This is a genomic window from Pseudomonas sp. W2Oct36 (genome assembly GCF_041060465.1).
Classification (GTDB): domain Bacteria; phylum Pseudomonadota; class Gammaproteobacteria; order Pseudomonadales; family Pseudomonadaceae; genus Aquipseudomonas; species Aquipseudomonas graminis_B.
Genome location: NZ_JAUERW010000002.1, coordinates 263,156 through 289,949, shown reverse-complemented (window position 1 = coordinate 289,949; position 26,794 = coordinate 263,156). Strand labels below are relative to the sequence as shown.

General features: G+C 61.2%; 26 protein-coding genes. 12 read left to right on the top strand and 14 right to left on the bottom strand.

The features are described from left to right. The first annotated feature begins 178 nt into the window (after nt 1-178). The 5 genes from QWI18_RS04065 (at nt 179) to ppx (ending at nt 4,871) form a co-directional block, all read left to right on the top strand. The gene (locus tag QWI18_RS04065) at nt 179-964 is read left to right on the top strand and encodes a transporter substrate-binding domain-containing protein (RefSeq protein ID WP_065987474.1); all 786 of its coding nucleotides are present in this window, start codon (nt 179-181) and stop codon (nt 962-964) included. Between the two features lie 22 nt (nt 965-986). Further along, on the top strand, nt 987-1,652 hold the full coding sequence (locus QWI18_RS04060) for an amino acid ABC transporter permease (protein ID WP_369318260.1): 666 nt from the start codon (nt 987-989) through the stop codon (nt 1,650-1,652). After that, entirely contained in the window at nt 1,649-2,299 is a 651-nt protein-coding gene (locus QWI18_RS04055; RefSeq protein ID WP_065987517.1) for an amino acid ABC transporter permease, read from the top strand. The genes QWI18_RS04060 and QWI18_RS04055 overlap by 4 nt, the downstream gene beginning before the upstream one ends. Continuing rightward, nucleotides 2,286-3,020, top strand: a complete 735-nt coding sequence (locus QWI18_RS04050) for an amino acid ABC transporter ATP-binding protein (protein WP_192130693.1) — start codon at nt 2,286-2,288, stop codon at nt 3,018-3,020. Before QWI18_RS04055 ends, QWI18_RS04050 begins: the two co-directional genes overlap by 14 nt. A 348-nt stretch (nt 3,021-3,368) precedes the next feature. After that, the gene (ppx, locus tag QWI18_RS04045) at nt 3,369-4,871 is read left to right on the top strand and encodes an exopolyphosphatase (protein WP_065987477.1); all 1,503 of its coding nucleotides are present in this window, start codon (nt 3,369-3,371) and stop codon (nt 4,869-4,871) included. On the opposite strand, the gene ppk1 is transcribed toward ppx, so the two are convergent. Next, complete coding sequence (gene ppk1, locus QWI18_RS04040; RefSeq protein WP_065987478.1) at nt 4,858-7,080, bottom strand: polyphosphate kinase 1; 2,223 nt, start codon at nt 7,078-7,080, stop codon at nt 4,858-4,860. The genes ppx and ppk1 overlap by 14 nt on opposite strands. Before the next feature lie 517 nt (nt 7,081-7,597). On the opposite strand from ppk1, the gene QWI18_RS04035 reads away from it, so the two are divergent. Beyond that, a complete protein-coding gene (locus QWI18_RS04035; RefSeq protein WP_244160318.1) occupies nt 7,598-8,227 on the top strand; it encodes a DedA family protein in 630 nt (209 codons plus the stop codon). Between the two features lie 135 nt (nt 8,228-8,362). Then, nucleotides 8,363-9,043 (top strand): isoprenoid biosynthesis glyoxalase ElbB, encoded by a 681-nt coding sequence (elbB, locus tag QWI18_RS04030; RefSeq protein WP_065987479.1) that lies wholly within the window; start codon nt 8,363-8,365, stop codon nt 9,041-9,043. A gap of 42 nt (nt 9,044-9,085) precedes the next feature. Here the strand turns inward: elbB and QWI18_RS04025 are convergent, their stop codons facing one another. The 4 genes from QWI18_RS04025 to QWI18_RS04010 form a co-directional block, all read right to left on the bottom strand. Further along, a complete protein-coding gene (locus tag QWI18_RS04025) occupies nt 9,086-9,568 on the bottom strand; it encodes a YaiI/YqxD family protein (RefSeq protein ID WP_296305946.1) in 483 nt (160 codons plus the stop codon). A gap of 27 nt (nt 9,569-9,595) precedes the next feature. Beyond that, nucleotides 9,596-11,488 carry an FTR1 family protein gene (locus tag QWI18_RS04020; protein ID WP_369318259.1) on the bottom strand — a complete coding sequence of 631 codons (1,893 nt, stop codon included), beginning with the start codon at nt 11,486-11,488 and terminating at the stop codon, nt 9,596-9,598. A 271-nt stretch (nt 11,489-11,759) separates the two neighbouring features. After that, the gene (locus QWI18_RS04015; RefSeq protein ID WP_065987482.1) at nt 11,760-12,386 is read right to left on the bottom strand and encodes a LysE family transporter; all 627 of its coding nucleotides are present in this window, start codon (nt 12,384-12,386) and stop codon (nt 11,760-11,762) included. 139 nt (nt 12,387-12,525) lie between these two features. Beyond that, on the bottom strand, nt 12,526-14,436 hold the full coding sequence (locus tag QWI18_RS04010) for an ATP-binding cassette domain-containing protein (protein ID WP_296305941.1): 1,911 nt from the start codon (nt 14,434-14,436) through the stop codon (nt 12,526-12,528). A 46-nt stretch (nt 14,437-14,482) separates the two neighbouring features. Between QWI18_RS04010 and QWI18_RS04005 the strand changes: the two genes are divergently transcribed. After that, nucleotides 14,483-14,950 carry a TIGR02444 family protein gene (locus QWI18_RS04005; protein ID WP_065987483.1) on the top strand — a complete coding sequence of 156 codons (468 nt, stop codon included), beginning with the start codon at nt 14,483-14,485 and terminating at the stop codon, nt 14,948-14,950. On the opposite strand, the gene QWI18_RS04000 is transcribed toward QWI18_RS04005, so the two are convergent. Next, nucleotides 14,947-15,927 (bottom strand): AlgP family protein, encoded by a 981-nt coding sequence (locus tag QWI18_RS04000; RefSeq protein WP_369318258.1) that lies wholly within the window; start codon nt 15,925-15,927, stop codon nt 14,947-14,949. The two genes, QWI18_RS04005 and QWI18_RS04000, sit on opposite strands and share 4 nt — an antisense overlap. 179 nt (nt 15,928-16,106) lie before the next feature. Between QWI18_RS04000 and QWI18_RS03995 the strand changes: the two genes are divergently transcribed. Continuing rightward, on the top strand, nt 16,107-16,784 hold the full coding sequence (locus tag QWI18_RS03995) for an FKBP-type peptidyl-prolyl cis-trans isomerase (protein ID WP_369318257.1): 678 nt from the start codon (nt 16,107-16,109) through the stop codon (nt 16,782-16,784). 81 nt (nt 16,785-16,865) lie between these two features. On the opposite strand, the gene rsd is transcribed toward QWI18_RS03995, so the two are convergent. From rsd to QWI18_RS03955, 8 genes are all read right to left on the bottom strand, one after another. Then, nucleotides 16,866-17,324, bottom strand: coding sequence for a sigma D regulator (gene rsd / locus QWI18_RS03990; protein ID WP_369318256.1), 459 nt, complete (start codon nt 17,322-17,324; stop codon nt 16,866-16,868). Between the two features lie 182 nt (nt 17,325-17,506). Further along, complete coding sequence (locus QWI18_RS03985; protein WP_192130687.1) at nt 17,507-18,034, bottom strand: disulfide bond formation protein B; 528 nt, start codon at nt 18,032-18,034, stop codon at nt 17,507-17,509. Nucleotides 18,035-18,285: 251 nt separating this feature from the next. Further along, nucleotides 18,286-19,533 (bottom strand): heme biosynthesis protein HemY, encoded by a 1,248-nt coding sequence (locus QWI18_RS03980; protein ID WP_065987488.1) that lies wholly within the window; start codon nt 19,531-19,533, stop codon nt 18,286-18,288. Continuing rightward, the gene (locus QWI18_RS03975) at nt 19,530-20,672 is read right to left on the bottom strand and encodes a uroporphyrinogen-III C-methyltransferase (protein ID WP_369318255.1); all 1,143 of its coding nucleotides are present in this window, start codon (nt 20,670-20,672) and stop codon (nt 19,530-19,532) included. The genes QWI18_RS03980 and QWI18_RS03975 overlap by 4 nt, the downstream gene beginning before the upstream one ends. Nucleotides 20,673-20,721: 49 nt before the next feature. Continuing rightward, nucleotides 20,722-21,495: a uroporphyrinogen-III synthase gene (locus tag QWI18_RS03970; protein ID WP_065987490.1), complete on the bottom strand. Its 774-nt coding sequence runs from the start codon at nt 21,493-21,495 to the stop codon at nt 20,722-20,724. After that, entirely contained in the window at nt 21,492-22,433 is a 942-nt protein-coding gene (gene hemC / locus QWI18_RS03965; RefSeq protein ID WP_369318254.1) for a hydroxymethylbilane synthase, read from the bottom strand. Before hemC ends, QWI18_RS03970 begins: the two co-directional genes overlap by 4 nt. 160 nt (nt 22,434-22,593) lie before the next feature. Continuing rightward, entirely contained in the window at nt 22,594-23,340 is a 747-nt protein-coding gene (locus QWI18_RS03960) for a LytTR family DNA-binding domain-containing protein (protein WP_065987492.1), read from the bottom strand. Continuing rightward, nucleotides 23,337-24,419, bottom strand: coding sequence for a sensor histidine kinase (locus tag QWI18_RS03955; RefSeq protein WP_065987493.1), 1,083 nt, complete (start codon nt 24,417-24,419; stop codon nt 23,337-23,339). Before QWI18_RS03955 ends, QWI18_RS03960 begins: the two co-directional genes overlap by 4 nt. A 146-nt stretch (nt 24,420-24,565) precedes the next feature. Between QWI18_RS03955 and argH the strand changes: the two genes are divergently transcribed. The 3 genes from argH to QWI18_RS03940 all read left to right on the top strand — a co-directional run bounded on the left by argH (nt 24,566) and on the right by QWI18_RS03940 (nt 26,738). After that, complete coding sequence (gene argH, locus QWI18_RS03950; RefSeq protein ID WP_369318253.1) at nt 24,566-25,960, top strand: argininosuccinate lyase; 1,395 nt, start codon at nt 24,566-24,568, stop codon at nt 25,958-25,960. Nucleotides 25,961-26,023: 63 nt separating this feature from the next. Next, entirely contained in the window at nt 26,024-26,317 is a 294-nt protein-coding gene (locus QWI18_RS03945) for a hypothetical protein (protein WP_065987520.1), read from the top strand. A gap of 169 nt (nt 26,318-26,486) precedes the next feature. Beyond that, the gene (locus tag QWI18_RS03940; RefSeq protein ID WP_065987495.1) at nt 26,487-26,738 is read left to right on the top strand and encodes a TIGR02647 family protein; all 252 of its coding nucleotides are present in this window, start codon (nt 26,487-26,489) and stop codon (nt 26,736-26,738) included. The last annotated feature ends 56 nt before the right edge of the window (nt 26,739-26,794 follow it).

The following is a 26,794-nucleotide window of genomic DNA, read 5'->3' as shown; positions in this document are numbered from 1 at the left end:
GCCTTTCGAGCGCGCCAAAGCGGGGCGGCTCCCTCACTCACTGTTCAGACCAGTTAGACCGGATCAAGCCTGCGGCCCGCATTCCATGGTTGCAAACCATCGGCTGGCATGGGCTGTGCACTGGTGCTTGGCCATGACCCGGGCTTCGCCTGCATATTGATCGATTCGGAGACACCACATGACCCAGCGTTACAGCGCCCTGCTCGCCGCCCTGTTTGCCAGCCTCATGCTCGGCCAGGCCCCCGCCCACGCTAATGGTCTGGATGATGTAACCGCTCGCGGCACGTTGAAAGTCGCGGTTCCGCAAGACTTCCCGCCCTTCGGTTCGGTCGGCCCCGACATGAAGCCGCGCGGCCTGGACATCGACACCGCACAGCTCATCGCCAATCAGTTGAAGGTCAAGCTTGAGCTGACGCCGGTCAACAGCACCAACCGCGTGCCGTACCTGACCACCGGCAAGGTTGACCTGGTCATCTCCAGCCTCGGCAAAAACCCGGACCGCGAAAAGGTCATCGACTTCTCCCGCGCCTACGCTCCCTTCTACCTCGCCGTGTTCGGCCCGCCTGAAGACGCGATCAAAACCGTGGACGACCTGAAAGGCAAAACCATCAGCGTGACCCGTGGCGCCATCGAGGACATCGAGCTGACCGCCGTTGCGCCGAAGGAAGCCACGATCAAACGCTTCGAAGACAACAACTCGACCATCGCGGCTTACCTGGCCAAGCAGACCGACCTGATCGCCAGCGGCAACGTGGTGATGGTCGCCATCAGCGAGAAGAACCCCAAGCGCATTCCGGAGCTGAAAGTGAAGCTCAAGGACTCGCCGGTCTACGTGGGTGTGAACAAAGGTCAGCCCGAGTTGCTCGCCAAAGTGAACGAGATTCTCGAAGCGGCGAAGAAAGACGGCACGCTGGAAAAGAACGCGCAGACCTGGCTCAAGCAGCCATTGCCTGCCGACCTCTGATCATCGACTGCCGAGGCGCTAAATGGCTTATCAGTTCGACTTTATCCCGGTCCTGCAAAACACTGACCTGCTCCTGCGCGGCGCACTGTTCACGCTGGAGCTGACCGCCATCGGCACGCTGCTCGGTGTCAGCGTCGGCATTGTCGGGGCGATTGTCAGGGCGTGGAAAATCCAGCCGTTCTCGGCCATTTTCGGTGTCTATGTAGAGCTGATCCGCAACACGCCGTTTCTGGTGCAGTTGTTTTTCATCTTCTTCGGGCTGCCGTCACTGGGCCTGCAGATATCGGAGTGGCAGGCCGCCGTGCTGGCGATGGTCATCAACCTTGGCGCCTACTCGACGGAGATCATCCGTGCGGGCGTGCAGGCGATTCCGCGCGGCCAGATCGAGGCGTCGGCCGCGCTGGCGATGACTCGCTTCGAGACGTTTCGCCATGTCGTGCTGGTCCCGGCGCTGGGCAAGGTGTGGCCGGCGCTGAGCAGCCAGATCATCATCGTCATGCTCGGTTCGGCGGTCTGTTCGCAGATCGCCACCGAGGAGCTGAGTTTCGCCGCGAACTTCATTCAGTCGCGCAACTTCCGCTCGTTTGAGACGTACATCATTACCACGCTGATCTACCTGTGCATGGCGCTGCTGGTGCGTCAGTTGCTGGCGTGGATCGGCAAACGCTATATCGCGAGGAGCCGCTGATGGATTTCACCCTTTGGGACGTCGTGCGCAACTTGCTGACCGGCCTGCAGTGGACACTGGCGCTGTCGCTGGTGGCGTTCATCGGCGGCGGCGTGATCGGTTTGCTGGTGATGACCCTGCGCATCTCCGAGAAGGCAATGCCACGCAGGCTCGCGCGCTGCTACATCGAGCTGTTTCAAGGCACGCCACTATTGATGCAGCTGTTCCTGGTGTTCTTCGGCGTGGCGCTGATGGGCATCGACATTTCGCCCTGGTTCGCGGCGGCGCTGGCGTTGACGTTGTTCACCAGTGCGTACCTGGCTGAAATCTGGCGTGGCTGCGTGGAGTCGATTTCCAACGGCCAGTGGGAAGCTTCCGCAAGTCTGGCGCTGACCCCGTTCGAGCAACTGCGTTACGTGATTCTGCCTCAGGCGTTGCGCATCGCGGTGGCGCCAACGGTGGGGTTCTCCGTGCAGGTGGTCAAAGGCACGGCAGTCACGTCGATCATCGGCTTCACCGAGCTGACCAAAACCGGCGGCATGCTCGCCAACGCCACGTTCCAGCCTTTCATGGTCTACGGCTTCGTTGCCCTGGGCTACTTCATGCTTTGCTATCCGTTGTCGCTCAGCGCGCGCTACCTGGAAAGGAGACTTCATGCCTCTGCTTAGAATTTCCGCCCTGCACAAGTATTACGGCGACCACCATGTGCTCAAGGGCATCGACCTCAGCGTCGAGGAAGGTCAGGTCGTGGCGATCATCGGGCGCAGCGGTTCGGGCAAAAGCACGCTGCTGCGCACCCTGAACGGCCTTGAGTCGATCAATGACGGGGTGATCGAGGTCGACGGCGAATACCTCGATGCCGCGCGGGCTGACCTGCGCAGCCTGAGACAGAAAGTCGGCATGGTCTTCCAGCAGTTCAACCTGTTTCCGCACCTGACGGTGGGCGAGAACGTAATGCTCGCGCCGCAGGTGGTGAAGAAGGTTTCCAAAACCGAAGCGAAAAAGCTGGCGAAGGAGATGCTCGACCGGGTGGGCCTGGGCGAGAAATTCGACGCCTTCCCTGACCGGCTGTCCGGTGGTCAGCAGCAGCGCGTGGCGATCGCGCGTGCGCTGGCGATGTCGCCCAAAGTGCTGCTGTGCGACGAAATCACCTCCGCGCTCGACCCGGAGCTGGTGAACGAAGTACTCGCAGTCGTTCGCGAGCTGGCCAAAGACGGCATGACGCTGATCATGGTGACCCACGAAATGCGCTTCGCCCGCGAGGTGGGCGACAAGCTGGTGTTCATGCATCAGGGCAAGGTGCATGAGGTAGGCGATCCTAAAATACTGATGGCCAACCCGAAAACGCCCGAGCTGGCGAATTTCATTGGGTCAGTTGAGCAGGCTTGAGCCCGAGTGCAGAATCGGCCATGGCTCAAACTGTAGGACCGCCTTTAGCCGGGAAGGCGTCAGGTGCCATGTCGCGAAACTGATGTCGCACACACTGGCCCCTTCCCGGCTGAAGCCGGTCCTACTAAGACACCGCGTGCATCCTGTGGGGGCTAGCTTCGGCTCAAACTGTAGGACCGGCTTTAGCCGGGAAGACGTCAGGTGTCACACCGCAACATTGACGGCGCACACACTGGCCTCTTCCCGGCTGAAGCCGGTCCTACTAATACGGCGCAAATACGTTGCCGGTTTGGCGACGGTGATGGATCGTGGCACGATGGCGGGGTTATCGACCGAGACCTTTTGACCATGCCGCTATCCACAGCCAAAAACCTCTCGCTGATCGCCGCGATCGACCTGGGCTCCAACAGCTTCCATATGGTTGTCGCCAAAGCCAATCAGGGCGAAATTCGCATCCTTGAGCGGCTCGGTGAGAAAGTGCAGCTGGCCGCGGGGATCGATGACGACCGCCGCCTCAGCGAAGAATCCATGCAGCGAGGGCTCGACTGCCTCAAGCGCTTCTCCCAACTGATCAACGGTATGCCGCCCGGCGCCGTGCGCATCGTCGGCACCAACGCCCTGCGCGAAGCCCGCAATCGCAACGAATTCATTCACCGCGCCGAAGAAATCCTCGGCCATCCGGTCGAGGTGATCTCCGGCCGTGAAGAAGCGCGCCTGATCTACCTGGGCGTGTCCCATACCCTGGCCGACACGCCCGGCAAACGCCTGGTCGCCGACATCGGCGGCGGCAGCACCGAGTTCATCATCGGCCAGCGCTTCGAGCCACTGTTGCGCGAAAGCCTGCAGATGGGCTGCGTCAGCTTCACTCAGCGTTATTTCAAGGACGGCAAGATCACCCCGGCGCGCTACGCCCAGGCTTACACTGCAGCGCGGCTGGAAATCATGAGCATCGAGCACGCGCTGCATCGCCTGACGTGGGATGAGGCCATCGGTTCTTCCGGCACCATCCGCGCCATCGGCCTGGCTCTGAAGGCCGGCGGCCACGGCAATGGCGAGGTCAACGCCGAAGGCCTGGCCTGGCTCAAGCGCAAGCTGATGAAGCTGGGCGAAGTGGACAAAATCGATTTCGAAGGCCTCAAGCCTGACCGTCGTGCGATCTTCCCCGCAGGGCTGGCGATTCTCGAAGCGATTTTCGACGCCCTCGACCTCAAACGCATGGATCACTGCGAAGGCGCGCTGCGTGAAGGCGTGCTTTACGACCTGCTTGGCCGTCATCACCACGAAGACGTGCGCGAACGCACCCTCAGCTCGCTGATGGAGCGCTACCACGTCGATCTCGAACAAGCCGCCCGTGTCGAGCGCAAGGCCCTGTCGGCACTGGAGCAAGTGGCGAAGGCGTGGGAGCTTGAGGACAATGCGTATCGCGAGTTACTGAGCTGGGCCGCCAAGGTGCATGAAGTGGGTCTGGACATCGCCCACTACCACTACCACAAGCATGGCGCATACCTGATCGAGCACTCGGACCTCGCCGGTTTCTCACGCGAAGACCAGCAAATGCTCGCGCTGCTGGTGCGCGGTCATCGTCGCAATATTCCCAAGGACAAGTTTGCCGAGTTCGGCAACGAAGGCGTGAAGCTGATTCGTCTGTGCGCGCTGCTGCGTTTTGCGATCCTGTTTCACCACATTCGCGGTACTCAGGAAATGCCGCAACCCGTGCTGACCGCCAACGATAACCATCTGGACATCGTGTTCCCGGATGGCTGGCTGGAAAACAACCAGCTGACTCAGGCCGACTTCGCGCTCGAAGCGGAATGGCTGACCCGAGTCGGCATCATCCTCAACGTACGCTGAGGACCGGGTTGCTGAGTTTTTCCAACAGACTCGCCTGCACATTGCGGGCGTTCTGGTTGCCGGTCGGGGTGCTGCGAATGTAGCGCCCGTCCGGCTGCAGCAGCCAGCTATGGGTGTTGTCGGTCAGGTACCCTTCCAGCTCTTTCTTCACGCGCAAGATCAGCTTCTTGCCTTCCACCGGGAAGCAGGTCTCGACGCGCTTGTCGAGGTTGCGCTCCATCCAGTCGGCACTGGACAGGAACATCTGCTCGTCACCGCCATTCAGGAAGTAGAACACCCGCGTGTGCTCAAGGAAGCGACCGATGATCGAGCGCACCTGAATGTTGTGGGACACCCCCGGCACGCCAGGACGCAGGCAGCACATGCCGCGCACGACGAGGTCGATCTTGACCCCGGTCTGACTCGCCTTGTACAGCGCGCGAATGATCTTCGGGTCGGTCAGCGAGTTGAACTTGGCGATGATGTGCGCAGGCTTGCCCTCGGACGCGAACTGCGTCTCCCGGGCAATCATGTCCAGCATGCCTTTCTTCAGGGTGAACGGCGCGTGCAGCAGTTTCTTCATGCGCAGCGTCTTACCCATCCCGATCAACTGGCTGAACAGCTTGCCGACGTCTTCACACAAGGCATCGTCCGAGGTGAGCAGGCTGTAATCGGTATACAGACGCGCGTTACCAGCGTGGTAGTTGCCCGTTCCCAAATGCGCGTAACGAACGATCTCGCCGGCTTCGCGGCGCAGGATGAGCATCATCTTGGCGTGGGTCTTGTAACCGACCACGCCGTAGATCACTACGGCACCGGCCGCTTGCAGGCGGCTCGCCAGTTGAAGGTTCGACTCTTCGTCAAAACGCGCACGCAGCTCGATAACGGCGGTGACTTCCTTGCCGTTGCGCGCGGCATCGACCAGTGCATCGACGATTTCCGAGTTGGCACCGCTGCGGTAGAGCGTCTGCCGCACGGCCAGCACGTGAGGGTCTTTCGCCGCCTGGCGCAGCAGATCGACGACCGGCGTGAAGGACTCGAACGGGTGCAACAGCAGGATGTCCTGCTTGCTGATCACGTTGAAAATGTTTTCGCTGTTCTGCAGCAGCTTCGGAATCGCCGGGGTGAACGGCATGTACTGCAGCTCGGGGTGACTGTCCAGGCCGGTGATGCTGAACAGCCGCGTCAGGTTCACCGGGCCATTGACCTGATACAGCTCGGTCTCGCTCAGGTTGAACTGCTTGAGCAGGTAGTCCGAGAGCAGTTTCGGGCAGGTATCTGCCACTTCCAGACGCACGGCATCGCCGTAACGACGGGAGAACAGCTCGCCACGCAGCGCGCGGGCAAGGTCTTCCACGTCCTCTGAATCGAGGGCCAGGTCGGCGTTACGGGTCAGACGGAACTGGTAGCAGCCCTTGACCTTCATGCCCTGGAACAGGTCATCGGCGTGGGCATGGATCATCGACGACAGGAAGACATAGTTGTCCCCCGGGCCACCCACGTCTTCCGGCACCTTGATGATACGCGGCAACAGGCGCGGTGCCGGGATGATCGCCAGACCCGAGTCGCGGCCGAAGGCGTCGATGCCTTCCAGCTCGACGATGAAGTTCAGCGACTTGTTCACCAGCAGCGGGAATGGGTGCGTTGGGTCCAGACCGATCGGCGTGATGATCGGCGCGATCTCGTCACGGAAATAACGGCGCACCCAGGCTTTGATCTTGGCGTTCCAGTTGCGACGGCGGATGAAGCGCACCTGATGCTTTTCCAGCTCCGGCAACAGGATGTCGTTGAGAATGGCGTACTGGCGATCCACGTGGCCGTGCACCAGTTCGCTGATACGGGCCAGCGCCTGATGAGGCTGCAGGCCGTCAGCGCCGGCCTGTTCGCGAGCGAAGGTGATTTGCTTCTTGAGCCCGGCGACGCGGATTTCGAAGAATTCGTCGAGGTTGCTGGAGAAGATCAGCAGGAACTTGAGCCGCTCAAGCAACGGATAGGACTCGTCCAGCGCCTGTTCCAACACGCGAATGTTGAACTGCAGCTGCGACAGCTCGCGATGGATATAAAGACTGCTGTCATCCAGATTGGGCACAGCGATGGCATGCGGGGCCGGATGAGGCGGTTCCAGCGCGGGGACCACTTCAATGGTCGGCTCGACCACCGGAGTGACTTCCTGATTGACGGGCTGAGGGTCAAGCCCGACTGCGGCTTCGGTAGATCCTTCGGTGCTCATGAATAATCCTGTAAGGCAAATGGCCTTGTAACAGTTGGGCCGCGCATACGGCCGATGTCGGAATACCGCTTGCGCCACAACAGTGGTGACGTACAGCTTGGAACAACGGTCACGCCCAGGGGGCAGCGGTTCTGACGATAGTTGCAGCCTGATCGATATCGCGGGGGGTGGCGACCGGCGTCAGGCTCAATGCTGTGAGCGGTTTGACTCTCCACGCTACGGATTTCTCCGTACGGTGCAAGCCCTGAACTGCAAACATTCGCGTGGCGCCCGGTAGAGGGCAACGTGCAAGGAAGGGATCCGCGCCCATCCAGGCGGGCAAGCGTGACATTTATAAGCGGCGATTATGACACTCACGTGACAGGCGTAATTGCGACGTAACGTGTACGACACAAACCCTCTCTCCGCGCGAACAATCGCTCCCGAACGTAGGAAACTTTAACGCGGTGACACATTTGCATACTTTCCTGAATGCCTTGGGCGCGTTAGGCTGCGCGTTCATTTCGCCAGCACCCAAATGATGCTCCAGCATTTTTTACAAGAATTTGGCTACTTCGCCCTTTTCCTCGGGACCTTTTTTGAAGGCGAGACCATTCTGGTGCTTGCCGGCTTTCTTGCGTTCCGCGGATACATGGATATCAATCTGGTCGTGGTGGTTGCCTTCTTCGGCAGCTACGCAGGCGACCAGCTCTGGTATTTCATGGGACGCAAGCATGGCCGCAAGCTTCTGGCGCGCAAGCCTCGCTGGCAGTTAATGGGCGATCGTGCGCTGGAGCATATCCGGCGCCACCCCGACATCTGGGTGCTGAGCTTCCGCTTTGTGTATGGCTTGCGTACGGTCATGCCGGTCGCTATCGGGCTGTCCGGCTATCCACCGGGGCGCTACCTGTTGCTCAACGGCATCGGCGCAGCGGTATGGGCAGCCGCGTTGGGCGCAGCGGCGTACAAGTTCGGCTCCGTGCTCGAAGGCCTGCTGGGCAACGTCAAGAAGTACGAGCTGTGGGTGTTGGGCGCATTGCTGGTGATCGGTGTGCTGCTGTGGATCCGCCGGCGCATCAAGAACGCACGTATCGCTCGCGAAGAAAAGCTGGCAGTCGCGGCCAACGCCCAAGTCCATGTGGACGCCCGGAACACCCCTGACGAGTAAATCCTCGGCGCATGCCTACGGAGCTGGAGACATTCGCTGACGGCGTTGTCCTAGGCTCATGGCTTGCGACAATCAGCGCAATGCTGACCTGCGTAACCGGCTATGGGCCGGAGCGCCCGAGAGAGGAACACGCGAATGACCAAAAAAGTGGCCGTTATTCTTTCTGGCTGTGGCGTTTACGACGGCGCGGAAATCCACGAAAGCGTGCTGACGTTGCTGCGCCTCGATCAGCGCGGCGCCGCAGTGAAGTGCTTTGCACCCAATATCCCTCAGCACCACGTCATCAATCATCTGACCGGCGAAGAGATGCCCGAGTCGCGCAACGTGCTGGTTGAATCAGCCCGCATTGCCCGGGGTGCCATCGAAGACATCCGCGAAGCCGACGTCACTGAATTCGATGCCTTGATCATCCCCGGCGGCTTCGGTGCCGCGAAAAACCTGTCGGACTTCTCTACCCAGGGCGCTGGCTGCAAAGTCCAGGCTGAAGTGCTGGCGATGGCCGAAGCGTTCGCCGCCGCGGGCAAACCCATCGGGCTCATCTGCGTATCGCCGGCGCTGGCCGCCAAAATCTATGGGCCGGGCGTCACCTGCACGATTGGCAACGACGCCGACACTGCTGCAGCGATTACCCGCATGGGCGGCACCCACCAGGAGTGTGAGGTGACGGAGATCGTCGAAGACAAGGACCGCAAACTGGTGAGCACACCCGCTTACATGGTTGCCAAGTCCATTGGTGACGCGGCATCCGGGATCAACAAGCTGGTGGACCGGGTGCTGGAGCTGGTACAGGAAAACGAGGACCGCCTTCCAGACTGATGTTTAAAAAGGGGCCGGAGGCGGAGTGACTGCGCGCCAGCCCTACGGGCTATCGCATGTGGGCGGCGAGGGATACTCGCGAGCCAGCCGCGTCAGGATCCGGTCGAGGCAGTTGGCAAACGCCTGTTTCTCCCGCTCGCCGTAAGCGCCCTGCCCGCCACTGGCCTGGCCTTGCTCCCGCAGATCCGTGAAGAGGTTGCGCATCGCCAGGCGCTGGCCCATGTTCTGCGCATCGAACTCCTTGCCCCGTGGGTCGAGCGCCGCAACGCCCTTCTTCACCAGACGATCCGCCAATGGCACATCGCTGCAGATCACCAGCTCGCCCGGTACGGCGTGCTCGACCAGATAATCATCAGCGGCATCCGGGCCACTGGGCACAACGATCAGCTTCACCAGGGTCAGGCTCGGTTTGATCTGGCTCTGCCCCGCCACCAGCACGACCTCGAACTTGCGCTTGAGGGCAAACTTGACGACGAGGTCCTTGGCAGCCTTGGGGCAGGCGTCAGCATCGATCCAGACGCGCATACGCGACTCCGATTTCAGAAAGTGAATTTAGGCAGCAGCCGCGCGGCGCTTCTCGGCTATCCGGCTGCGGCCATACAGCACCCCAATCGCCAACAGCGCGATGGCTTGCGCGCCCAGGGTATAGGCATCGGCGTGAATGCCCAGCCAGTCGAACTCGAAGAACGGCACCGGACGCGTTCCGAAAATCCCGGCTTCCTGCAACGCCTTGACGCCATGGCCGGCGAACACCACCGACAGCGCGCACAGCAGCGCGGCATTGATACCGAAGAACAGCGTCAGCGGCAGCTTCGCAGAACCCCGCAGAATCACCCACGCCAAGCCGACCAGCAACACCAGCGCCGTGGCGCCCCCGGCCAATACGGCATTGTGGCCAGCGGGGCCTGCCTGCAGCCACAGGGTTTCGTAGAACAGAATGACTTCGAACAGCTCGCGATAGACCGAGAAGAACGCCAGCACCGCAAAACCAAAACGCCCACCGCCGCCGACCAGGCTGCTCTTGATGTAGTCCTGCCAGGCGGCGGCATGACGTCGGTCGTGCATCCACACACCCAGCCACAGCACCATGACGCTGGCGAACAGCGCCGTCGCGCCCTCCAGCAGCTCGCGCTGCGAGCCACTGACGTCAATGACGTACGCTGCCAGCGCCCACGTACCCAGACCCGCCAGCAACGCCAGCCCCCAGCCGACGTTGACGCTGCGCACCGCCGATTGCTGCCCGGTGTTGCGCAGGAACGCGAGAATGGCGGCGAGCACGAGAATCGCTTCCAGCCCTTCGCGCAGCAGGATCAGCAGACCGGAGATGAAGCTCAATGAGGTGCTCAGGCCATCGCTGCCGAGCAGATCGGCGGACTCCTTGAGCTTGACCTTGGCATCCGCGAGTTTCTGCGCCGCTTGCGCTGCGGGCAAGCCGTCCTGAAGCGACTGCCGATAGGCCATGAGTGCTTTTTCGGTGTCCTTGCGCACGGTGGCATCGACGTTGTCGAGCGAGCTTTCGACCAGCTCGAAACCCTCCAAATACGCCGCGACCGACAGGTCATACGCTTGCTCGCGATCACCGGCCTGATACGCGGCAAGACTCTTGTCGAGGGTTGCGCTGGTGTAATCGAGGAGCTGAGCCGGGCCGCGTTGAATCTGAGGCGGCTGCGCGCGCTGGACACGGAAGCTGGCAGCGGCCTGCGGCCCTTCGGCGGCACTGACCTCAGCGGGCGTTTGCCGCGCGAGATCAGCGAGGTTGTAGGGTTTTTCCTGCTTCGCAGAGGAATCCGCGCTGAAGCCTGCAAGGTAAGTGGCAACGTCCCAACGCTGCCGATCATCCAGCTGGTCCGCGAACGCTGGCATTTCAGTGCCTTCAATGCCCATCCCGAGGGTGTTGTAGAGGTCGTAGAGACTCAGGCGGTCGAGCCGCGCCGGGTCCCGCAGATTGGCGGGTGGCGGCGAAAGACCAATCCCGGCGGGACCGTCGCCGGCGCCCGTATCGCCGTGGCACACCGAACAATACTGTGCATACAAGGGCGCGCCACGTGCAGGATTCGGGGTAATCACTGGCGCCTGGCTGACTTCGTAGGCCACTGCGAGCTTCGCGCCGAGCTGACGTGCCTGACGGGCCACTTGAGCGCCGTCCTGCTTCTGGTTGACCGCATTCAACAGCGCTGAGACACCCTGCTCCAGCGCAGCGCGCTCCGGCCTTGCCGGCAACCCGGCGATCGTGCCCTGCAGCGCCGCGAGAAACTCCACCTGCTCGCGGTATTCGGCGTCATCCACGACCTTGCCGTCCGCAACCGTCGCCGGGTAGTCCGCTCCGACGTAATCGAGCAAATGCAAAGCCTGAGCCGCGTCCTCGGCAGGCGCTGCGCAGGCACCGACGCTGAACAGGCTCAACAGCACGAGGCTCAGGCAGGGCAATAAGCGGGAGCGGAACATGGGGGTGGATCTCAAATAGGAATGCGAAGGGTTGCCATTGTTCATGTTAGGCGCCGAGGACTCAAGCGCTGCATTGATGGCAGTGACTCAACCGCAGGACTGGCTTTTAGCCGGGAAGGGGTCAGGTGTCACACCGCAAAAGGCAGAGTGCTGCCTCTGGCCGGTTCCCGGCTGAAGCCGGTCCTACGATTGAGGGTTTGAGCCGGTCTCCCAGCCGAGCGCAGCCAGTGAAACCGGCTGTGACTCAACTGTGGAACGCGCTCTTGATGAATCAGGCCCGATGCAATGTGGCGAGAAATGCCGCGGCGCTGACGAACAACCCGGCAAAGGTGCGGTTCATCCGGCGTTGCTGTTTGGGGGTTTTGAGGGCGCGGAGCACTTTCGAAGCCAGGCCGGTGTAGCCCGCCATGACGATCAGGTCCACGCACACCATGGTCGCGGCAATGATCAGGTATTGCGGCAGCAGCGGCAGATGCGTGTCGATGAACTGCGGCAGGATCGCCAGAATAAACACCAGCGCCTTGGGGTTGCTGATGTTCACAAGAAAGCCTCGGCCCATGAGCACAAGGGGCTTGCCCACCGGGCGCACAGCCGACTCATCCGCCAGATTGCTTGGCAACGCACGCCATTGCCTGATGCCCAGATAGACCAGGTAGGCGACGCCAAACCATTTGATCAGCGTGAACGCCAAGGCTGAAGTGGCCAGCACCGCGCCAAGCCCGGCAGCAACCACGGCGATCTGCACGACGAGCGCGATCTGCAGGCCCAGAGCATTCCAGTAGCCGCGCCAGAACCCGTATTGCAGACCGCTGGACATCGACGCGATGGCGCCCGCGCCCGGAGACAGACTGATAACCCAGCAAGCGGCGAAAAACGCCAACCATGTTTCGAGCGACATCACGCACCTCAGGCAACGAAATCTTCGCCTAACCTAGTGTTTCCGGACCTGCAAAGGCCAGTTATTTCTGACTGTTGCGGCGACTTGGCCGACAGCTGTTCCGGTCGCCTGCGTTATACGACTAACGCAGGCCACACCATCAGGACAACGCTTCCAGCTCGGCCTGCATCGACTCCAGCAATTCCAGTGCTTCCATCCACGCTTCTTCCAGCTCGGATTCACGTGACTTGAGCTTGGCCTGATCCGCCAACAGGTCGCGCAGCTTGTCTTTGTTGGCCGCCTCGTAAATGCCGCTGTCGCCCAGGGCCACTTCGATCTTCGCCAGTTTCTCATGCAGCGTGCCGAGCTCTTTTTCAAGCTTGTCGGCCTCGCGCTTGTGCGGCGCGAGTTGCTGGCGCAATGCGGCGGCCTGCTGTCGCTGCGCTTTCTTGTCGGTCTTGTCGACGTTCACCGGCGTGTTACTGGTCGGCGCATTGCGCAGGCGATAGTCCACCAGCCACCGCGCGTAGTCGTCCAGATCGCCATCGAACTCCTGAACAAGGCCATCGGCGACGAGGAGGAAATTATCCGTCGTGCTCTTGAGCAAATGCCGATCGTGGGAGACCACCAGTACCGCGCCACTGAACTCCTGAAGCGCCATGGTCAAAGCCAGGCGCATTTCCAGATCCAGGTGGTTGGTCGGTTCGTCGAGCAGCAGCAGGTTGGGTTTGTCCCAGGCAATCAGGGCCAAGGCCAGCCGCGCTTTCTCGCCACCGGAGAAATTCAGCACCGGCTCGTCGAGGCGCGCACCGCGGAAGTCGAAACCGCCGAGGAAATCCCGCAAGGACTGTTCGCGCTCGGTGGGCGCGATACGCTGCAGGTGCAGCAACGGACTGGCCTTGGCGTCCAGGGAGTCGAGCTGATGCTGGGCAAAGTAGCCGACCACCGTGTTTTCGCCACGCACCATGCGCCCGCTCAACGGCTCGAGTTCGCCCGCAAGGTTTTTGATCAGCGTGGATTTACCGGCGCCGTTCGGGCCCAGCAAACCGATGCGTGCGCCCGGCGTCAGTTGCAGCTTCACCTTTTGCAGGATGGCTTTGTCGCCATAGCCCAGTCGCGCGTCAGACAGATCCATCAGCGGGCTGGAGATCTTGGTCGATTCGCGGAAGGTGAAGTCGAACGGAGAATCGACGTGGGCCGCCGACAGCTCTTCCATTCGCTCAAGGGCTTTGATCCGGCTCTGGGCCTGCTTGGCCTTGGTGGCCTGGGCCTTGAAGCGCGTGATGAATTTCTCCATGTGCGCGCGCTGGGCCTGTTGCTTGTCGTAGGCCTGCTGTTGCTGGGCCAGGCGCTCGGCACGGGCGCGTTCGAAAGCGCTGTAACCGCCGCGATAGAGCGTGATCTTTTTCTGCTCGACGTGGGCAACGTGATCGACCACCGCGTCCAGAAAATCGCGGTCGTGGGAGATCAGCAGCAGGGTGCCTTGGTAGCTTTTGAGCCAGTCTTCAAGCCAGAGAATGGCATCGAGATCCAAGTGGTTGGTCGGCTCATCGAGCAGCAGCAGGTCCGAAGGACACATCAACGCCTGCGCCAGGTTGAGACGCATCCGCCAGCCACCGGAGAAATCGCTGACCTGGCGCTCCATCTGCTCGTTGGTAAAGCCCAGACCTGCCAGCAGCTTGCGCGCCCGCGCATCGGCCGTGTAGCCATCGGCGCTGTCGAGCTCCGAATGCAGACGTGCTTGCGCGGCGCCGTCCTGAGCGGCCTCGGCAGCCGCGAGGTCATGCTGAACCTGACGCAGTCGCAGATCGCCGTCGAGGACGTAGTCCACCGCCAGACGATCGAGGGTATCGACCTCCTGACGCATGTGGGCGATGCGCCAATCGGCAGGCAGCAGGCAATCGCCATTGTCGGGGGTCAGTTCACCCCGAAGCAGCGCGAACAGGCTGGATTTACCGGCGCCGTTGGCGCCGATCAGACCGGCTTTCTGGCCGGCGTGCAGGGTCAGCTCGGCGTCTTCTAGCAGACGTTGCGGACCACGCTGTAAGGTAAGGCTTTGAAGTCTGATCATAATGGCGGCGGAGTCTACCAGCTTCGCCCAAAACAGGTAGATGACGATGCTCTCGGACCTATGGAGTTTCACCCTCGATTTCTATGCTCGCCCAGGCGTCGAGCAGGCGTGCCTGAAGCTGCAAGCCGATGGCGCCAATGTCTGCGCGCTGCTGTGCGGCGTCTGGATGGACCGGCGTGGTGTGCAGTTCCACCCGGAGCGGGCAGGACAAATCGGACAATTGGCCGACCCGTGGCACGAGAAGGTGGTGGGGCCATTGAGGGATGTTCGGACCCGCTGGAAGGCCGACGCGAAAGAAGACGAAGAGCTGACGGCGTTACGCGACAGACTTAAAACCCTCGAGCTTGACGCCGAGCGTGAGCTACTGGTGCGGCTGCAACGGCTGACCAAAGACTGGCCTGAGCGAGATGCTCAACCTACGGGTGTGTGGCTGGAAGCGCTGGCGGGAGGTGCTGCTCAAGCCAGTCCCGACGCGTTGCAGATTCTGCTTCGCGCCGGGACCGATATCGCTTAGGACGCGCTGTTCGAGGTCGAATCAGCGGCTGGAGCGCCTGGTGCAGGGGACACTGCTGGAGCAGCAGGCGCTGCGGCCGCTGGTTTGGCCGTTGCAGAGACAGCAGGCTTGGCGGACGGTTTTGCAGCAGTCTTCGCAGCGACTGGCTTGACGCCCGCAGGCTTGGATGATGCTGTGCCGGCCGGTTTGGCAGCTGCTTTGCTGGCGGCAGGCTTGGCGGCGGCACTGGCGGCTGGTTTCGCAGCAGACGCTTTAGCCGGAGCAGGTTTGGCAGCGGCTTTCACGGCAGCCGGCTTGGCAGCGGTGGTCTTGGCGGCCACAGCGGTTTTAGCGGCTGGCTTGCTCGCAGCGCTGGCAGCTGGTTTGGCAGCGGGTGCCTTGGTCGCAGCAGGCTTGGCGGCGACAGTTTTCGCAGTCACCTTGGCAACGGTTTTTTCGGCGACGGCTTTGACGGCGGTTTTAGCAGCAGGCTTTGCCGGGGCGGCTTTGGGTGCAGGTTTTGCTGGTTTTGGAGGCATTTTCGCAGGCGGTTTTGGCGCGACAGGCTTGGCATCAGGTCGAGCCGGGTCTTTTGCAGCGCGATCGTTCAGCGCTTTGCCAACGGCTTCCTTCACGCGGCCAATGCCTTGGGCCAGCTTCAGGCTTTCCTGAGCATCACGCTTGAGGTTGAGGATGTAGCTGCGGGTTTCAGTCTGACGATCTTTCAAAGCGTCGAGCAACGACTCGAGCTCGGCTACGCTGTCTTTGGCCTTGCCTTGGGCCTTGGCTTTACCGGCGGCGGCAGCGTCCTGCAGTTTGGTGCGCGACTTGTGCAGTTTTTCCTGCGCCTTGCCACGTTGCTTCTCGAGTTTGGCGAGCAGTTTTTCAGCGTCAGCCAATGCTTGAGAGCAGGCGGTTTCGAGATGTTCGAGCAGGCTGCCCGACAGCTGTTGAAGCAAATGCAACGGAGTGTTTACTGGCTTCTTGGTGGCCGACATGACTTACCTCCTGGCTGATTTGAGTGCGGCCATACTAGACCTCCGCCCGCACCGCCGCTAGGGCATCTTGACACTACAATCCCCGCTCTGTTGCAGGACGCCCAAAAACCCGGCAATACCCGTCACGCTCGGGCCTCAGCGCTGGCATAATCGCTCACTTCCCAGGCCGGAGAGCATTCATGTCGCGCTACCTGTTTATGTCGTTGTTCCTCTTGGTACCCCTTGCTCACGCGACCGATGCTCCGGCGTCCGACAACACCCACGATCTTTCCTACAGCCTCGGCGCCAGCCTGGGTGAGCGCCTGCGCCAGGAAGCACCCGATCTGCAGTTGCCCGCGCTGCTTGAAGGCCTGCAGTCGGCGTATCAGGGCAAGCCGTTGGCGATCAAGCAGGAACGCATGGAGCAGATTCTCAGCGACCACGATGCCGCCCTCGCACAGGCTGAAAACTCCGGCCAGACCGAACCGCAGACTGAAGCGGCATTGAAGGACGAGCGCAAGTTCATGGACGCCGAGAAGGCCAAGCCGGGGGTTCGCCAGCTCGCGGACGGCATCCTGATGACCGAGCTGACGCCGGGCAATGGTCCCAAACCCGACATCAATGGCCGGGTGCAAGTGAAGTACGTGGGCCGTCTGCCTGACGGCACGATCTTCGATCAGAGCCAGCTGCCACAATGGTTTCGTCTGGACAGCGTCATCGCCGGCTGGACCACCGCCCTCGCCGACATGCCAGTGGGTGCCAAATGGCGCCTGGTCATCCCTTCGGCCCAAGCGTATGGCGCAGAAGGCGCTGGCGATCTGATCGATCCTTACACGCCGCTGGTGTTCGAAATAGAGCTGCTGGGGGTGTCGCAGTAACACCGGCAGTGGCCGAGGCTCGCCGCGACAGACCATAAAAAAAGGGTGCCCATGGCACCCTTTTTTACATCAGCGGCCCTCTCAGACCTCTTCCTCAACCTGTTCCTTGTGCGCGTTGTGCAGCACTTCGATCAGGCAGTCTTCCAGTTCAAAGCGCTCGTGCAGCAAGCTGCCCAACTCCTTGAGTTTCTCGGCGACGCATTTGCCTTCGTCACAGAGATCGTTGAACGCCAGCAGCTTCTCGGTGATGACGTCGAGCCGAGGATAAATCGTGTCAGCCAGGTCGAGGCCTCGCTGATTATTGAACGCCTTGGCTTCGTTGGTCAGCTGCTCGTAGATTTCGAAATGACCGGCCGACACGTAATCGACCAGGGTGCCGCAAAACTCTTGCAGGGGCGCGCGTTTTTCCGAAAACGCTCCCGGCTCTGCACTCAAGGCGTAATAAGCCGTGATCAGCTCGTTGCGCTCCAGCAACCAGCGGTCAATCAGCTTGTGAACCCCACCCCAGCGTTCCTGAGCGTTCTGACAACTTTCCAGCATGATGTTCTCTCTTCCCTTCAGGGGCATGCTGCTTCAGGCGCTTTTGGGGTACGTTCCGGGATTGTCGGAACCGGCCCGCAAAAGTGTCGACAGCAACATTGATCCGATGATGCGTGCGGCCCAGATTATGCCCGCATGACTAGCCCAGCAAGGTACGCAGGACACAAAGTTCATACAAGTGTTTAATCAGGAGTTCCCAGATCCATTGATCTGAATCGGCGGAACTCGATAAAAAGGTAGTACATCGCGAACAGGCACAAGCCAGAGAATGCCAGCAGGCTCCATTCAGGCAAGCTGATGCCGAACAGCGACCAGTTGATCTCGGAGCACCCTGCACTTCCCGCCAGCACCATCGCCATGACCTTCAGGTAGGGCTGTGTTTCCGTCAGGTATTTAAGGTTTTCAATGCATGCGGCCATGTTCTCGGGTGGCGAAGCCTGCAACCAGACCTGACGTGCCGCGACGCTCGCCCCCAAAGCGGAAGACAGTAAAAGAAAGCCGGCGTAGACACGCCAGCCAGATTTGCCCGGCGCGTGCAGCGCGGCGAGCAGGCACACACCCGCCGATATCGCCATGAGCACACGCTGAAGCAGACACATCGGGCACGGCGCCGCATCAACGACAGGGCCGAGATAAACCGTCGCTCCTACAATCGATGCGCAGGCCAGAAACGCCAGAGAGAACAGGGAGCGCGTACGAGCCAGCTGCATGGAAAATCCGTAACAAAAGACGAAGGCGGCTACGGTAGAGGAAAGCGCGAGTCGCTTTCAAGGCACCCAACGGAGGATATTTCTTTGTTGATGTAGGTAAATCCCGACGCCGTGTTTAAGACGTTATACCGGTAGCCCGGAGATCCTCCCAACAAGCCACACCAAGCACAGAAACGTCCTACACAAATCTGCGAATCAGACGCAGAAGAGGCCCGCTATCGGGCCTCTTCACGTTAACGTCTGACTTCAGTCTAAACGCGTGTCAGTGCTGGCAAAGGACGTGCGAGCAAACGCTCGTCCAGCAGACCCAGGCCTTCCTGAAACAGCTGATTGCTGCGATCGGTCTCGCCCAGCTGCGCAAGCAGACGGGCCAGTTCGGCACAGGCTTCAGGGTTTCGCTGCAACCTCAGACTCGACTCGAGATAGTCGCGGGCTTTACCCCACAAACTGCTTTGAAGGCACAGACGGCCCAGGGTCAACAGCAAGCCTGGATCATCAGTATGGCTTTTCAGCCAGCCTTCAGCGGTCTGCAGTTGCTTGCCAGGATCGGCGCCACGCACCAGTCCATACAACCGCGCGAGGTGGGTGTTGTAGTCGCGTTTCATGGCCGTGCGCAAGACTTCCTCAGCCTGCACATCGGCGCCCAGACGACGTAGTTGTTCGGCGTACGCCAATACCAGCGCGGGCTCTTGGCGCTGAGCCGAAGTCAGTTGCTGCCAGGCGTTTTCCAGCGACGGGAGACCCGTGGCGACGTTATCACCGTCGGATTCACGATGGGCCGCCAGCGAGAGATTTTCACCCCAGGCGCGTCGCTCCAATTCAGCCAGTTCTTGCGCCGGAAGCACCTTGTCTTTTCGCAACTCCGGCATCAGCCGAATCAACTCTGCCCACTCACCGCGTTCGCGGTACAGACGCTGCAACTGGCGCAATACCTGCGGGTTATGCGGATGGCGTTCTTGCATAGCCTGCAAGGTCACCAACGCTCCGTCGAGATCACCGCGGTCCACCTGCAGTTGCGCGTGGCTCAAGGCAATGGCGAGCTCGGCAGGCGGCTGACGCTCAAGCGCGCGCTCAAGCAAGTTGTCGCTTTCCTCGTAACGACCCTGCTCGTTCGCTGCCCGAGCGGCGCCGAGGTAATACAGCAGTGGCTGACGCTCCGCCTCGGCGGCACGATGCAAGTTGCGTTGCGCGCTGGCCCAGCGCCCTTCGGCGAGGTCCATCTGACCTTGCTCGATCGCGTTCTGAACGCGACGACTGCGATTGCGACGGGACCAGGGGTTGACCACCCCGCCGGAGGTCGTCAGCAACGTAATGACGACTCGCACCAGCCACAGAATGAACAGGACGGCGACGAGCAACGCCAGCGCTGCCCAGATGCTCGATTCGTAGCGGAAAGTGTCGTAGGAAATAAGCACGTAGCCCGCATGGCGTGAGATCGCGACGCCTATCAGCGCCGCCGCCACAACCAGCACGAAGAGGATGACGTAAGCGCGCTTCATGGCTGCTTCCCAGGCTGCGCCTCATCAGTGCGTTTCTCCAGCGCACCGCCAACAGGCGTATGGCGCTGCTCGAGGTAGGCCTGAACCGCAGCCAGACTTTGTGTCAGATCAGGGGTGGCGACTGAAACCGGCTGTTTGCCCAACTCATCCAGACGCTGGCCGAGGGCTTTGCTCTGCTGGTTGTCGCGATTGAAATTGTCGTCCAGGACGCTGCGCGCCTCGGCCATGGCTTTTTCGTAGACCGGGCCCTGACCGTTGAGCGCCGCCCATTGCGCCTGCTCGATCGCCAGGCTCAACGCCAGACGGACTTGGGTCAGGCTCTGACCTGCCAGCAACGGCCGGATATTTTTGTCCGCATGAAAATCGATGCGCACGAACTGGGAGATCTTGTCCCACCACTTGGCCCAGTAGCTGTCCTCGCTGCCATCGGTCAGACCGAACAGCGAGTCGCCCTTGTCCTTGTATTCCGGCGCCAGCTCATTTAGCTGCGCGACTTGCTCACGCACTGCCGCTAGTTGCAGGAACAAACCCGTGCCATCCGGCTGATCGACACTGCGCAGCGCAGTGAGGCTTTTGGCCAATTGCTCGCGGGCGGCGAATGCGCCGGGATCATCCTGCTCGCGCAGGATCTCGTCAGCGCCCTGCACCAGCGCTGCAGCACTGTTGACGTCTTGCAGCGCAGAGAGCCTCAGGCTCGCCAGGCGCAGCAAATGCTCCGCCTCGGCAAGACGCCAGTCCTTGCGGCTGGCACCGAGTACAGTTTCTACACGCTGGCTCAGGCGCTGCTGATCACCCTGCAACTGCGTGACGAGGCGACGGCGATCTTCCAGCTCTTCAGCCGGTGGCAGTTGTGCCAGGCGTACGGCGATTTGCTGTTCGCTCTGCTTGAGGGCTTGAGTCTGAGAGCCGATGTCCTGCAACTGCCCCAACTGCTCCTGGTGACCGGCCTGCATGGCGCGCAGTTGCCAAACGCTCCAGCCGCCAACGGCAACACCCGCTGCGCCCAGCAACAGCGCCAGTATGGCGAGCCCGTTGCTGCTTCGGCGATTCGACGGTTCTTTGTACGCTGGATCCGGCAGCGGCTCAGGTTTGGCCAGTACCGGTTCAACGTCATCTTTTGGCAAGACTGTTTCGCTCACGTGTCCATCCTTTGCATTTTGGGCGTCGCGTAATCCGACTGATCGACCATTACGCCTGTGAGGCAGGCGCGGTGTATCCGCGCAATGCTGCCAGCAAGGCCGGGGCGCTGGCGCCACGGCAGTCCACTACGTCAAGAGCCCCGGCAGCACGCGCCATTTCAGCGACCCGGGGGCTCGGTACAAACAAAGGCATCTGCGCAAGCGTAGGCCAGGCATCGCCCGCCAGCTCACGCAGATGCTCGAAACCCTGTCCACTGCTGACCACCAGCCCATTCAAGCGTTCCGCTCTAACCGTGTCGGGCAGCACGAAAGCCGGGTATTGCGGCAGGTGGCGACGATACAGCGGCAGGTAATCAACCATCACACCACGCTCCCGCAACCGCTCGGCCAACAGCTCGCGCCCTTCTTCGCCGCGCATGATCAGCACTTTGGGGTCGTAGCCCGAGACAGCTTGTTGAAACTGCGGCAGGTCGAGTAGCGCTTCGCTGTCGTCGCCGTGCTCGGGGAAGAACACGTGCAGACCATAGTCATCGAGGATTTGCGCGGTTGCAGCGCCGACGGTGAACCACTTCTGCATCGGCGGCTGCGGCCAGACTTCGTCAAGCATCGCCAGCCCAAGGCGCGCGGCCGGCTTGCTGACGACGATAACGGCGCAATACGCAGCCAGGTCGTAGATGATTGAACGGTTGGCTTCTGAAACTGGCAGAGGCTCGATCTCGAGCAACGGCAGGCTGGCGCCGTACACGCCGACCTCAGCCAGCGTCTGCGCGAGGGCCTGCGACTCTTCAGCAGGACGCGTGAGCAGCAAACGCCAGGCCTTCACTCGTCGTCTGCCTCGCCATACACAGCTTTGAGAATCTTCGCCGCGCCTTGGTCCAGCAGCGCTTCGGCGACTTGTACGCCCAGCGTCTGGGCATCGACTTGTGGCGCGCGCGCTTCGGCGTGGAGCAGCACTGTGCCGGAGGGATCGCCTACCAGACCGCGCAACCACAGTTGCTCGCCTTCCAGCACGGCATAACAGGCGATCGGCACCTGGCAACCACCGTTGAGGTGCCTGTTGAGCGCGCGCTCGGCGGTGACCCGCACGGCGGTGTCATCATGGTGCAACGGGGCAAGCAAGGCATGCACTTCGATATCGACGCTGCGGCATTCAATGCCCACCGCGCCCTGCCCGCCAGCTGGCAAGCTGTGGTCGATGCTGATGGGGGCCGTAATGCGCTCTTCGAAACCCAGGCGGATCAGGCCAGCAGCGGCAAGGATGATCGCGTCGTACTCACCTGCATCCAGCTTGGCGAGGCGTGTATTGACGTTGCCGCGCAGAAACCGGATTTGCAAGTCAGGCCGACGCGCCAGCAACTGAGCCTGCCGACGCAGGCTCGACGTCCCGACAACGGCGCCGGCGGGCAACTCATCGAGACTGGCATAGGTATTGGAAACGAAGGCGTCGCGCGGGTCTTCGCGTTCGCAGATACAGAACAGCCCGAGCCCTTGGGGGAAGTCCATCGGGACGTCTTTCATCGAGTGAACGGCTATGTCGGCTCTGTGCTCCATCAGGGCTGTTTCCAGTTCCTTGACGAACAAACCCTTGCCGCCGATCTTCGACAGCGGCGAATCCAGTAGCTTGTCGCCGCGACTGACCATCGGCACCAGTGTCACGATCAGGCCGGGATGCGCCTGCTCCAGACGCGCCTTGACGTACTCGGCTTGCCAGAGGGCCAGGGCGCTTTTGCGGGTGGCGATGCGGATTTCGCGAGAAGACATGAACCGGTCCGTACTGAGTGAATGCGGCGAATAATAACAGCTCGGCCAGATCGGGCCGAATGACTGTATTCAATCTGCGCGCATCATGATCTCAATCAACCTGCGTACGCCATGCGACGGCGTGTCGCCCGCATCCCGGCATGCTCCTCGCGGCACACGCTTACAACTGCTGCATCATCTTGCGCACACCGGCAACGTGCCGGCGGCTGACGATCAACGCATCGCCATTGAGCCCTTTCAGGAACAACTGAAAATGGCCCAGCGGCGTGCGCTGCAGGCGCTCAATGCGTTCCCGGGCAACCAGCGCGTTGCGGTGGATGCGTACGAAACGGTCGCCGAATTCGTCTTCCAGGGCTTTAAGCGGTTCATCCAGCAGCACTTCGCCGCCTTCGTGGCGCAGGGTCACGTACTTGTGATCAGCGATGAAATAGATCACCTCGGACAACGGGATCAGCTCAATGCCCTTTCGGGTACGTGCACTGATGTGGCTGCGCGGACCAGTGCCGCTTTCCGCAGCAGGCCGCGTCATCGCTGCCAGTTGCACACGGTTTGGCCGCTCGGCTTTGCGCAGCGCCTCCAGCAAGTGCTCGGGGCGAACCGGTTTGACCAGATACCCCACGGCGCTGACCTGGAAGGCCTCCAGCGCAAATTCATCGTGGGCCGTGCAGAACACGACGGCAGGCGGGGTGTCGCGCTCGCACAATTTTGCCGCCACCTGAAGTCCATCCAGGCCAGGCATGCGGATATCCAGCAACACCACGTCGGGTTTCAAATTTTCAATCAGCTGCAATGCTTCTTCGCCATTTGTGGCGCTGGGTTCCAGAACCTTGTAACCCTCGAGCTCACTTACCATACGGCTCAGGCGGTCTCGGGCTAGGGGTTCGTCATCAACGATCAGGACATTCATATAGCTCTGGCTTCCTGCGTGAGTCTCGCACAAGGATAGCGTAGACAGGTGAAGTGACGACCGTCTCGGCGCTCCACGCTCAGACTGGCGAGGGGGCCGAAAAGTGCCGTGAGTCGAGCGCCGATGTTTGCCAGGGCCTGCTGAGTGCCGCCTGGATTTTGTCGTAAGACGACCTCATCGTAAGGATTACTGACGCGCAATATAAATACTCCCCGTTCGTAGTCCGCCTCAACTCTGACCACGCCGCCTTCAACACGGGGCGCGATGCCGTAAATCAACGCGTTTTCCAATAATGGCTGCAAGGTTAGCTGGGGAATTGGCAAGTCGTCGGGAATTGCACTAACGGCCCAGTCCAACTGTAGACGCTCGCCAAGTCGATATTGCTCAATCGATAAATAGCGTTTCGCCAATTCAAGCTCTTCGCGCCATGTCGTGAGGCTGCCGGGCTTGCCCAGACTGGCCCGAAACAGGTCGGACAGATCAAGCACCGCTTGCTCCGCTTTGACCGGATCGCTGGTGACCAGGCTGGCAATGCTGTTGAGCGTATTAAACAGAAAGTGCGGACGGATACGCGCCTGCAAGGACTCGATCCTGGCCTGAAGCTCGGCCTGCTGCTGTTTGCGCCACTGACTCTGCAGGTAAAAGTACCGCAGCATCAGCGCGGACATGATCAAGGCGATCAAGGCGTAGCGCAGGTACCGTTCGACGACGCCATCGAACGAGGTCGGCGGATTCACTTGGTAGTAGTCAGTCACGGCGGTGCACATCAGCGTCACGGCCACCACCAGCAGACAACCGATGCAGCCGGCCACGCCGGCACGCAGGCGCGCCAGCCAGGGCCGCAAGCCACACAGCAGCGCGGCGGACAACAGCACGATCCACTGCACGAAAAGAGAAATCAGCGCCAGCCGTACCCAGTCGAAATCCGGCTGCATGGGTTCGATGAGCACAAGCACGAAGACCAGCAACTCCGCCAGCACGACCAGCATCAGCAACGCTTGGGGCAGACACAGTTCCGGGAGGAAAAACTCTTTGCCGGGCGCACTGCTCTGCCCCGGTTGTTTGCGCTCGTTCTGCATGGCCGCCAGTCTCTTCGCTCATACCGTTGCGGGCAAGCCGCCGGGGATAAATAAACGGCAATGCTGTTATCATCGCCCGCGTCTTTAGAATCGGCCGGCGCCGGTTTTTCATCAGTTTCAGCCACCAGTACAGCAGCGAGCGAATCATGAGCACCGACAAGACCAACCAGTCCTGGGGCGGCCGCTTCAGTGAACCCGTCGACGCCTTCGTCGCACGCTTCACCGCCTCCGTCACCTTCGATCAGCGCCTTTATCGCCACGACATCATGGGCTCGGTTGCCCACGCCACGATGCTGGCCAAGGTCGGTGTGCTCACCGACGCCGAGCGCGACACCATCATCGACGGGCTGAAGAGCATTCAGGGCGAGATCGAAGCCGGCACATTCGACTGGCGCGTTGACCTCGAAGACGTGCACATGAATATCGAAGCGTGCCTGACCGACCGCATCGGCGTCACCGGTAAAAAACTGCACACCGGGCGCAGCCGCAACGATCAGGTGGCCACTGACATCCGCCTGTGGTTGCGCGATGAAATCGACCTGATTCTGGCTGAGATCACCCGCTTGCAAGAAGGCCTGCTGGGCCTGGCCGAGCGCGAAGCCGAGACCATCATGCCGGGCTTCACTCACCTGCAGACCGCCCAACCGGTGACCTTCGGTCACCACATGCTGGCGTGGTTCGAAATGCTCAGCCGTGATTTCGAGCGTCTGGTGGATTGCCGCAAACGCACCAACCGCATGCCCCTGGGCAGCGCCGCGCTGGCCGGCACCACGTACCCGATCGACCGCGAGCTGACCTGCCAGCTGCTGGGTTTCGAAGCCGTCGGCGGCAACTCGCTGGACAGCGTCTCCGATCGCGATTTCGCCATCGAATTCTGCTCCGCCGCGAGTATCGCGATGATGCACCTGTCGCGCTTCTCCGAAGAGCTGGTGCTGTGGACCAGCGCGCAATTCCAGTTCATCGACCTGCCTGATCGCTTCTGCACCGGCAGCTCGATCATGCCGCAAAAGAAAAACCCGGATGTGCCCGAGCTGGTCCGTGGCAAAAGCGGCCGCGTATTCGGCGCTCTGATGGGCCTGCTGACCTTGATGAAGGGCCAGCCGCTGGCCTACAACAAGGACAATCAGGAAGACAAGGAGCCGCTGTTCGACGCTGCCGACACCTTGCGCGACTCGCTGCGTGCCTTCGCTGACATGATCCCGGCGATCAAGCCGAAGCACGCCATGATGCGCGAGGCCGCGCTGCGTGGCTTCTCCACGGCAACCGACCTGGCCGACTATCTGGTCCGCCGTGGCCTGCCGTTCCGTGATTGCCACGAGATCGTGGGTCACGCGGTAAAGCATGGCGTTCAGACCGGCAAGGATCTGGCCGAGATGACCCTGGACGAGCTGCGTCAGTTCAGCGACCAGATCGAACAGGATGTCTTCGCAGTGCTGACGCTCGAAGGTTCGGTCAATGCCCGCAACCACATCGGCGGCACGGCGCCGGAGCAGGTCAAGGCCGCGGTTGCGCGCGGCCGGCATTTGCTCGCCACCCGCTAAACCCATAAACGGCGTCGCCCGGTGCCGGCGATGCCATTCAATTGGCAGGACATCGAGAACGACATGAGCGACAACATTGAAATCGACGACGAAGAGTTCGCTGAAGCGACGCTGATTGAAGCCATCGAAAATCAGATCGAGAGCGACAACCCCCCAGCGGCCAAAGCCACCTACAACAAGCTGACTCTGGTGGGCATCGAGCGCGAAGAAATTCTGCAGATGATGGCCCACATTCTGGCGCTGGAGATCGACGGGATCCTGGCCGAAGATCGTCCGTTCAATACCGTCTGGTACGAAGCGGCCCTGCGCGCACTGCCCGACATGCCGCCGGGCGTGCGACTGGCGGAAGACGAGTAAAACCCGCCCAACATGCCGGTCGCTCAACCGACCTGACGACCGGCCAGATACTTTCTGCAAAATCCCCAGACCTGACTACACTCCAAAAGCCTCGCTGCCGCATGGCGATGGGGCCGTCACGCCTGCGATTCCGATCGCGGTGTATCCACTGGAAAAGTCTGGAGCACCTATGTCGTTTACCCCTGAATTGGTTGCCGAGCTGGAAATCCTGTCGCTGTTCAATCTGAGCAACACTAAAGAGGGACTGAAGGTCCACCACCATTCCGCGGCTCCCACAGCCATCGCTGCCGCCCAACGACTCTTCGACAAAGGCCTCACCACGCAACACGACGGAGGCTATTTGACAAGCCTGGGTCTTGATGCCGCCGACCACGCTCAATCGCTGCTGCTCATTCTTGCCACCAGCCAGGAAGCTGCCTGACGTCGTCCTCGCGAGACCTTTGCCTGGACGCACCAAATAAAGGTTTCGCGAATCCT

Bases quoted from the DNA above. Each gene is read 5' to 3' on its own strand.
- QWI18_RS04065 (WP_065987474.1), top strand. From the start codon at position 179: ATGACCCAGCGTTACAGCGCCCTGCTCGCCGCCCTGTTTGCCAGCCTC.
- QWI18_RS04060 (WP_369318260.1), top strand. From the start codon at position 987: ATGGCTTATCAGTTCGACTTTATCCCGGTCCTGCAAAACACTGACCTG.
- QWI18_RS04050 (WP_192130693.1), top strand. From the start codon at position 2,286: ATGCCTCTGCTTAGAATTTCCGCCCTGCACAAGTATTACGGCGACCAC.
- ppx (WP_065987477.1), top strand. From the start codon at position 3,369: ATGCCGCTATCCACAGCCAAAAACCTCTCGCTGATCGCCGCGATCGAC.
- ppk1 (WP_065987478.1), bottom strand. From the start codon at position 7,080: ATGAGCACCGAAGGATCTACCGAAGCCGCAGTCGGGCTTGACCCTCAG.
- QWI18_RS04035 (WP_244160318.1), top strand. From the start codon at position 7,598: ATGATGCTCCAGCATTTTTTACAAGAATTTGGCTACTTCGCCCTTTTC.
- elbB (WP_065987479.1), top strand. From the start codon at position 8,363: ATGACCAAAAAAGTGGCCGTTATTCTTTCTGGCTGTGGCGTTTACGAC.
- QWI18_RS04025 (WP_296305946.1), bottom strand. From the start codon at position 9,568: ATGCGCGTCTGGATCGATGCTGACGCCTGCCCCAAGGCTGCCAAGGAC.
- QWI18_RS04020 (WP_369318259.1), bottom strand. From the start codon at position 11,488: ATGTTCCGCTCCCGCTTATTGCCCTGCCTGAGCCTCGTGCTGTTGAGC.
- QWI18_RS04015 (WP_065987482.1), bottom strand. From the start codon at position 12,386: ATGTCGCTCGAAACATGGTTGGCGTTTTTCGCCGCTTGCTGGGTTATC.
- QWI18_RS04010 (WP_296305941.1), bottom strand. From the start codon at position 14,436: ATGATCAGACTTCAAAGCCTTACCTTACAGCGTGGTCCGCAACGTCTG.
- QWI18_RS04005 (WP_065987483.1), top strand. From the start codon at position 14,483: ATGCTCTCGGACCTATGGAGTTTCACCCTCGATTTCTATGCTCGCCCA.
- QWI18_RS04000 (WP_369318258.1), bottom strand. From the start codon at position 15,927: ATGTCGGCCACCAAGAAGCCAGTAAACACTCCGTTGCATTTGCTTCAA.
- QWI18_RS03995 (WP_369318257.1), top strand. From the start codon at position 16,107: ATGTCGCGCTACCTGTTTATGTCGTTGTTCCTCTTGGTACCCCTTGCT.
- rsd (WP_369318256.1), bottom strand. From the start codon at position 17,324: ATGCTGGAAAGTTGTCAGAACGCTCAGGAACGCTGGGGTGGGGTTCAC.
- QWI18_RS03985 (WP_192130687.1), bottom strand. From the start codon at position 18,034: ATGCAGCTGGCTCGTACGCGCTCCCTGTTCTCTCTGGCGTTTCTGGCC.
- QWI18_RS03980 (WP_065987488.1), bottom strand. From the start codon at position 19,533: ATGAAGCGCGCTTACGTCATCCTCTTCGTGCTGGTTGTGGCGGCGGCG.
- hemC (WP_369318254.1), bottom strand. From the start codon at position 22,433: ATGTCTTCTCGCGAAATCCGCATCGCCACCCGCAAAAGCGCCCTGGCC.
- QWI18_RS03960 (WP_065987492.1), bottom strand. From the start codon at position 23,340: ATGAATGTCCTGATCGTTGATGACGAACCCCTAGCCCGAGACCGCCTG.
- QWI18_RS03955 (WP_065987493.1), bottom strand. From the start codon at position 24,419: ATGCAGAACGAGCGCAAACAACCGGGGCAGAGCAGTGCGCCCGGCAAA.
- argH (WP_369318253.1), top strand. From the start codon at position 24,566: ATGAGCACCGACAAGACCAACCAGTCCTGGGGCGGCCGCTTCAGTGAA.
- QWI18_RS03945 (WP_065987520.1), top strand. From the start codon at position 26,024: ATGAGCGACAACATTGAAATCGACGACGAAGAGTTCGCTGAAGCGACG.
- QWI18_RS03940 (WP_065987495.1), top strand. From the start codon at position 26,487: ATGTCGTTTACCCCTGAATTGGTTGCCGAGCTGGAAATCCTGTCGCTG.